Annotated in this window: 9 protein-coding genes; 8 read left to right on the top strand and 1 reads right to left on the bottom strand. The window is 60.7% G+C overall.

Features of this window, described 5'->3' with window-relative positions; all coding sequences use genetic code 11:
* The 3 genes from ACUTJJ_RS17455 to dapB form a co-directional block, all read left to right on the top strand.
* Positions 1-210 (top strand): methylglyoxal synthase (locus tag ACUTJJ_RS17455; protein WP_445542918.1); only part of this gene is annotated, 210 nt, incomplete at its 5' end.
* Between the two features lie 22 nt (positions 211-232).
* Complete coding sequence (locus tag ACUTJJ_RS17450) at positions 233-1,255, top strand: glucokinase (protein WP_144576198.1); 1,023 nt, start codon at positions 233-235, stop codon at positions 1,253-1,255.
* A 129-nt stretch (positions 1,256-1,384) separates the two neighbouring features.
* Positions 1,385-2,212 carry a 4-hydroxy-tetrahydrodipicolinate reductase gene (dapB, locus tag ACUTJJ_RS17445; RefSeq protein WP_445542917.1) on the top strand — a complete coding sequence of 276 codons (828 nt, stop codon included), beginning with the start codon at positions 1,385-1,387 and terminating at the stop codon, positions 2,210-2,212.
* 9 nt (positions 2,213-2,221) lie between these two features.
* On the opposite strand, the gene phnF is transcribed toward dapB, so the two are convergent.
* Positions 2,222-2,959 (bottom strand): phosphonate metabolism transcriptional regulator PhnF, encoded by a 738-nt coding sequence (gene phnF / locus ACUTJJ_RS17440; protein ID WP_445542916.1) that lies wholly within the window; start codon positions 2,957-2,959, stop codon positions 2,222-2,224.
* A gap of 82 nt (positions 2,960-3,041) precedes the next feature.
* On the opposite strand from phnF, the gene phnG reads away from it, so the two are divergent.
* The 5 genes from phnG to phnK all read left to right on the top strand — a co-directional run bounded on the left by phnG (position 3,042) and on the right by phnK (position 7,031).
* Complete coding sequence (gene phnG / locus ACUTJJ_RS17435; protein ID WP_296066164.1) at positions 3,042-3,503, top strand: phosphonate C-P lyase system protein PhnG; 462 nt, start codon at positions 3,042-3,044, stop codon at positions 3,501-3,503.
* A complete protein-coding gene (gene phnH, locus ACUTJJ_RS17430) occupies positions 3,503-4,111 on the top strand; it encodes a phosphonate C-P lyase system protein PhnH (protein WP_445542915.1) in 609 nt (202 codons plus the stop codon). Before phnG ends, phnH begins: the two co-directional genes overlap by 1 nt.
* Position 4,112: 1 nt before the next feature.
* Positions 4,113-5,222 carry a carbon-phosphorus lyase complex subunit PhnI gene (locus tag ACUTJJ_RS17425; RefSeq protein WP_445542914.1) on the top strand — a complete coding sequence of 370 codons (1,110 nt, stop codon included), beginning with the start codon at positions 4,113-4,115 and terminating at the stop codon, positions 5,220-5,222.
* A gap of 133 nt (positions 5,223-5,355) precedes the next feature.
* Positions 5,356-6,258, top strand: a complete 903-nt coding sequence (locus tag ACUTJJ_RS17420; protein ID WP_296066174.1) for an alpha-D-ribose 1-methylphosphonate 5-phosphate C-P-lyase PhnJ — start codon at positions 5,356-5,358, stop codon at positions 6,256-6,258.
* Positions 6,255-7,031, top strand: coding sequence for a phosphonate C-P lyase system protein PhnK (gene phnK / locus ACUTJJ_RS17415; protein ID WP_404494345.1), 777 nt, complete (start codon positions 6,255-6,257; stop codon positions 7,029-7,031). Before ACUTJJ_RS17420 ends, phnK begins: the two co-directional genes overlap by 4 nt.
* Positions 7,032-7,046 lie beyond the last annotated feature (15 nt).

Below are 7,046 nucleotides of genomic sequence, written 5' to 3'. Positions count from 1 at the left end.
AGCGGTCCGCTCGGCGGCGACCAGCAGATCGGCGCGATGATCGCGACAGGCGAAGTCGACATGCTGATCTTCTTTACCGATCCGCTGACGGCCATGCCGCATGACGTCGACGTGAAGGCGCTGACCCGGCTGGCAACGGTTTACGATATCCCCATGGCGCTCAACCGTGCCACTGCCGAAAATCTCATCGACTTCCACGTCGCCAACTGACCCTCCCACCATGGAACAGGCAATGCCGAAGACGTCCGATACCGAATATCTGTCCTTCCCAATCCTTCTTGGCGACATCGGTGGCACCAATGCCCGTTTTTCCATCCTGATCGATTCCTTTGCGGAGCCCGTGCATCTCACAACTGTGAAGACGGCGGAATATCCAACCATTGACGACGCCATCCAGCAGGCGGTTCTGGACAAGACCTCGCTTCAGCCCGTCTCGACCATTCTTGCCATCGCTGGCCCGATCGAAGGTGACGAGATACCGCTCACCAACTGCCATTGGGTCGTCAAGCCGAAGGGCATGCTCGCCAATCTCGGGCTCAAGGATGTCATCGTCATCAACGACTTCGAGGCGCAGGCGCTCGCGATTGCAGCTCTTGACGACGACAACCGCGACGCCATCGGCTCCGGCAAAAAAGACGTGCTGGCCTCTCGCGTTGTTCTTGGACCGGGCACGGGACTTGGTGTCGCCGGTCTGGTTTATGCGCGCCATATGTGGTTCCCGGTGCCTGGCGAAGGTGGCCATATCGATATCGGCCCGAGAAGCGCGCGCGACTATGAGGTTTTCCCGCATATCGAAACCATCGAGGGCCGCGTCGCCGGCGAACAGATTCTATGCGGACGCGGGCTGGTCAACCTTTATCGGGCCATCTGCAAGGCCGACGGCATCGGGCCTGTCTTCTCCGATCCCGCCGACATCACCTCGCACGGCCTTTCCGGCCAGAATGCACAGGCGAAAGAAACGCTGTCGCTGTTCAGCACCTATCTCGGCCGCGTGGCGGGTGACCTTGCGTTGATCTTCATGGCCAAGGGCGGCGTTTATCTGGCCGGCGGCATTTCGCAGAAGATCGTTCCGGCGTTGAAGAGCCCGGAATTCCGCGCCGCTTTCGAAGACAAGGCGCCGCACAGCGCGCTGATGCGGACCATTCCCACCTTCGTCGTCACCCATCCACAGGCGGCGCTTTCAGGTCTTGCCACCTACGCCAGAACGCCTTCGGATTTCGGCCTGTCGCTGGACGGGCGGCGCTGGAGAGCCTGATCGTTGCAAGGGTCGGCCAGCTTTGATGCTTGCGAAGCGCAGAGGCGCTCTTTAACGTCATGGCGGAAAATATCCATCATCCGATACCGGCGGGTTTCGATCCGTCTGACATGAGAAGTGAGTGACAGCATGAGCGGCAGCGACATGAAACTGGTGGTGGTCGGCGCGGCAGGCCGGATGGGACAGGCGCTGATCCGCCTCATTCACCAGACGCCGGGCGTTCAGCTGCACGCCGCCGTCGCGCGTGAAGGCTCCGCCTTCGTGGGACGCGATGCCGGAGAGATTGCCGGTCTCGGACCAATCGGTGTCGAAATTACCAGCGATCCGCTGCAGGCATTTCTCCATGCGGAAGGGGTGATCGATTTCACCTCGCCGGCAACGAGCGTCACCTTTGCGGGCCTTGCCGCTCAGGCGCGCATCGTGCACGTCATCGGCACCACGGGCTGCTCACCGCATGACAACGAAAAATTCAAGGCAGCGTCCCGCCATGCCCGCATCGTCAAGTCGGGTAATATGAGCCTCGGCGTCAATCTGCTGAGTGTCTTGACCCAGCAGGCGGCGCAGGCCCTGGACGCACAGAACTGGGATATTGAAATTCTCGAAATGCACCACAAGCACAAGGTGGATGCGCCCTCTGGCACAGCACTGCTGCTCGGCGAAGCGGCCGCCGCCGGTCGCAACGTCGATCTCGCTGCATCTTCCGTGCGGGTGCGCGACGGGCATACGGGCGCTCGCGAGATCGGCACCATCGGTTTTGCCACATTGCGCGGCGGCTCTGTCATCGGGGAGCACTCAGTCATTTTTGCCGGCGAAGGTGAGCGCGTTGAGCTCTCCCATTATGCCGGCGACCGCTCCATCTTCGCACGCGGCGCGATCACGGCAGCCGTCTGGGCCCTGGACAAGAAGCCGGGCTTCTATTCTATGCTGGATGTGCTCGGTCTTTCGCAGACGGAATAGGCCGGTATTCTAATTTTCGACCGTGAATTCGACCGTATCGGCGGAAAATCGGCTGACGGCATATTGCACCGGCACGCCATCCATATCGGCGTTCAATGCCTGGGCGACAAGCAGGATAGCCCCCGGCGATAATTCGAGATCGGCAAGATCCTGCGTATCCGCATGGATAGCGGAAATGACGGTTGAGATACGCACATAGTCCTCCACGCCCAGCATCTTGAAAGCTGCCGTGATCGAGCCACTGTTCTGATAGGCCTCCCCTATCCCGGCGAAACGATCCGCCGGAAACCATGTTGTCGAGCGGGATACAGGACGAGTGTCCGCCTTGCGCAGCGTTTCCAGTCGGACGAGCGCCGCACCCGCCGGCAATTGCAGCCTGGCCGCGAGATCGGCATTTGCTGGCTCGGTCGTGTGGGAAAGAAGCAGCGCCTCCATTTCCTTCACCTGATCGCCGATGCCTGCCGTGAACCGCGTGCGCAGCGAAATCGGAAAGCTCAGACGCTCCTTGCGGGCGATCAACGTGCCGCGTCCCTGCATCGGCTCGAGGATGCCTTCGCTGGCCAGCGCGGCAATGGCGCTGCGAACGGTGTGGCGGTTGACGCCGAATTTTTCGGCGAGCGTCATTTCCGGCGGCAACATGCCGGTTTCGTCGTGATCGCCAGCCGCTATCTCACCCCTGATCCGGTCGGCAATCTGCCGCCAGAGCGCAACGCCGTTCTTTCTTTTCATTGCTGCTGATGGGCTCATGTCACACGCTTGTCATTCATCGCCATTAAATGTAGCTTATATTGTATAGTTGTCTACACCAATAGACATTTGAGGTCAAGCGATGGATAACGAAGCTGCGAATATGCAGATGGAGAGGAAACGAGTGGCGGCGCTTCTTGCCCGCGCCACCGTTCAGGAACTTGAAACGGTCTGGAGTCGGCAGGATGCCAGCCCGCAAACGGAAAATGTGCGTGGGCCTGAAACCGGCCTCGTCATGGTCAAGGGCCGTATTGGCGGCGGCGGTGCGCCTTTTAATCTCGGCGAGACCACAGTCACCCGCGCAACCGTTAAGCTTGCCTCGGGAACCGTTGGCCACGCCCATGTTCTCGGCACCGGCCGCAAGAAGGCCTGGTATGCGGCCGTTTTCGACGCGCTCTGGCAGGAAAACCGGACCCGGGACTTCATCGAGAGTGAGCTTCTTTCACCTGTCGAAAAAAGACTGCGTGACGAGAAGGCGCGAAAAACAAAGGAAACCGCTGCGACGCGGGTCGATTTCTTCACCATGGCTCGAGGAGAGGACTGATGAGCGTCGAGGCAGAAGCACTGACCGGCGGCTTTTCCGACGCGGTCTTCGATTCTCAGCGAATTTTTAAAAAGTTGATGGACGGCATGGCGCGTCCGGGTACACAGCAGACCATCGAGACTACGGTCGCTCCGCCCACGGCGCTCGCCCGGGCAACCGGGGCTGTTCTGCTCGCACTGTGCGACCACGATACCCCGGTCTGGCTGAGTGGCACGTTGCGCAAGACCGCAGTGCCGGGCTGGATCGGCTTTCACACAGGCGCGCCGGTGGCGGAAGAAAAAGCGGCTGCGCATTTCGCCGTCCTCGAAGCGGGCAGCGCCATCGCCTCCTTCGGCCTTTTCGCCCAAGGCAGCCAGGAATATCCCGACCGTTCGACCACGCTGATCATCGAGCTGCCCGACCTTGAAGGCGGGCGGGAATTGCTGCTCTCCGGACCGGGCATCAGAGGCGTCAACACCATTCGCCCTATCGGCCTGCCAGACATATTCCCCCTGCTTTGGGCAGAGAACAACGCCACCTTCCCGCGTGGCGTCGATGTCATCCTGACGGCTGGCGATAGATTCGTCTGCCTGCCGCGCACGACGCGCATCAAACCCGTGGAGGCATAAGATGTACGTTGCTGTCAAAGGCGGGGAGACCGCCATAGCCAACGCCCACCGGCTGCTGGCCGACAAGCGGCGCGGAGACCGTGACCTGCCGGCGATGAGCGTTGCGCAAATCGTTTCGCAGCTCTCGCTCGCGGTGGACCGGGTCATGGCAGAGGCGTCGCTCTACGATCAGTCGCTTGCAGCGCTGGCCGTCAAGCAGGCCCGCGGAGACATGATCGAAGCCATCTTTTTGCTGCGTGCCTATCGCACCACGCTGCCGCGTTTCGGCTATTCGGTTCCGGTGGATACCGCCGAGATGGCGGTGCAGCGGCGTGTTTCCGCGACCTATAAGGATCTGCCCGGCGGGCAGTTGCTGGGCCCGACCTTCGATTATACCCACCGCCTGCTCGACCCCTCCCTGCTCGAGGACGAAGCTGTCGAAACCGCGGCCCAGCGCGAAGGTGAGCAGGAATATGTCATGCGCGTTTCCAATATTCTTGCTGAGGAGGGACTGATCGAAAGCGACGGCGGCATGCCTGACGATCACGTTGCGGGCGACCTGACGCGGGAACCAATGGAGTTTCCGATGCCGCGTGACCTGCGCCTGCAGTCGTTGGCGCGTGGCGACGAAGGTTTTCTCCTTGCGCTCGCCTACTCCACGCAAAGAGGCTACGGCCGGACGCACCCCTTCGTTGGAGAAATCCGCATTGGCGAGGTCGAGGTTGAACTCGACGTTCCCGAGCTTGGATTCAGTGTTTCCCTTGGCGATATCCAGGTGACTGAATGCCAGATGGTGAACCAGTTTAAGGGTTCGGCAAAGGCACCGCCGCAGTTCACACGCGGTTACGGTCTGGTATTTGGACAGAGCGAACGCAAGGCTATGGCCATGTCTCTTGTCGACCGGGCGCTGCGGGCAGGAGAGTTCGGCGAGGATGTGGTCGCTCCCGCGCAGGACGAGGAGTTCGTTATTTCACACGCCGACAATGTGCAGGCCACGGGCTTTGTCGAACACCTGAAATTGCCGCACTACGTGGACTTTCAGGCCGAACTCGGCCTGGTCAGAAAGATGCGCACGGATTTCGACGCGATCAACGCCGATGGGGCCGGGTGGATGGGCGATGCGGCCGAATAATCAGCGGCTGTGCTGCTCGCCGAACCAGTAAGCACAAAAGACGGTCGATGCCGCAAAGACAGCAAAGAACACGGCTGCAAGAATTCCAATCTCCATGAGCTTGTACTCCTTTTTTACACAAGGCTAACGCGCAATGCTTAAAGAAGTTTCATTCGACGACGGGCTGGCTGCCTACAACTTCGCTTATCTCGATGAACAGACAAAGCGGATGATCCGCCGGGCGATCCTCAAGGCCATCGCCATTCCGGGTTACCAGGTTCCCTTCGCTTCCCGCGAAATGCCCATGCCCTATGGCTGGGGCACCGGCGGCGTGCAGTTGACCGCCTCCATCCTTGGTCCCGACGATGTGCTGAAAGTCATCGACCAGGGGGCGGACGACACCACGAACGCCGTCTCCATTCGCGCCTTCTTCCAGAAAGTGGCTGATGTGGCCGTCACCACCCGCACGAAGGATGCCACCATCATCCAGACGCGGCACCGTATTCCGGAAGAGGACCTGCATTCCGGTCAGGTGCTTGTATATCAGGTTCCAATCCCCGAGCCCCTTCGGTTTCTCGAGCCGCGCGAGACGGAAACCCGTGTCATGCATGCACTGGAAGAATACGGCCTGATGCACGTGAAGCTTTACGAGGACATCGCCCGCAACGGCCGCATTTCCACTACCTACGCCTATCCGGTGAAAGTTGCCGGGCGTTATGTGATGGACCCCTCGCCGACGCCGAAATTCGACAATCCGAAAATGAATATGTCGGAGGCGTTGCAGCTGTTCGGCGCCGGGCGCGAAAAGCGCATCTATGCCGTGCCTCCCTATACTGATGTCGTCAGCCTGGATTTCGAGGATCACCCGTTTGAAGTCCAGCGCTTCGACAAGCCCTGCGCACTGTGCGGCGCGGAGAATGTCTATCTCGACGAGGTGGTGCTGGATGACAAGGGCGGGCGCATGTTCGTCTGCTCCGACACCGACCATTGCGATGATCGCCGCGCCAATGGCCATAAGGGCCACCTGCTGGCGGATGTAAAGGAGGCAGCAGAATGAGCGACGCACCGCTTCTGAAAGTCCGGGACGTTTCCAAATATTACGGCGACCGCGCCGGTTGCCGCAACGTCTCCTTCGAGCTTTACGCCGGCGAGGTTCTGGCGATTGTCGGCGAATCCGGCTCAGGCAAGACGACCCTTCTCAACTGCATTTCCACCCGGCTGATGCCAACGGCAGGCAGCGTGGAATATCGCATGCGCGACGGCTCCGTGCGTGACCTTTACCACATGGGAGAAGCCGAACGGCGTTTCCTGATGCGGACCGACTGGGGTTTCGTGCACCAGAACCCGGCCGATGGGCTGCGCATGGCGGTGTCGGCTGGCGCGAATGTTGGCGAGCGGCTGATGGCCGTGGGCAACAGGCATTACGGCAATATCCGTCAATCGGCCGGCGAATGGCTGGAGCGGGTGGAAATCGGCACCGACCGTATCGACGACCAGCCGCGCGCCTTCTCGGGCGGCATGCGCCAGCGCCTCCAGATCGCCCGCAACCTCGTCACCTCGCCGCGCCTTGTCTTCATGGATGAGCCGACAGGTGGTCTCGATGTTTCGGTGCAGGCGCGTCTGCTCGATCTGGTTCGTGGCCTCGTCAACGATCTCGGCCTTGCCGTTGTCGTCGTCACGCATGACCTCGCGGTTGCGCGGCTTCTTTCCCATCGCATGATGGTGATGAAGGGCGGCGATGTCATTGAGCACGGTCTGACCGACCGGGTGCTGGACGACCCCCGCGAGCCCTACACGCAATTGCTTGTTTCCTCCATTTTGCAGGTCTAGCCGCGCGATTCCGAA

Source organism: Agrobacterium sp. DKPNP3 (assembly GCF_052686535.1).
This window is presented reverse-complemented; position numbering and strand designations above follow the sequence as displayed.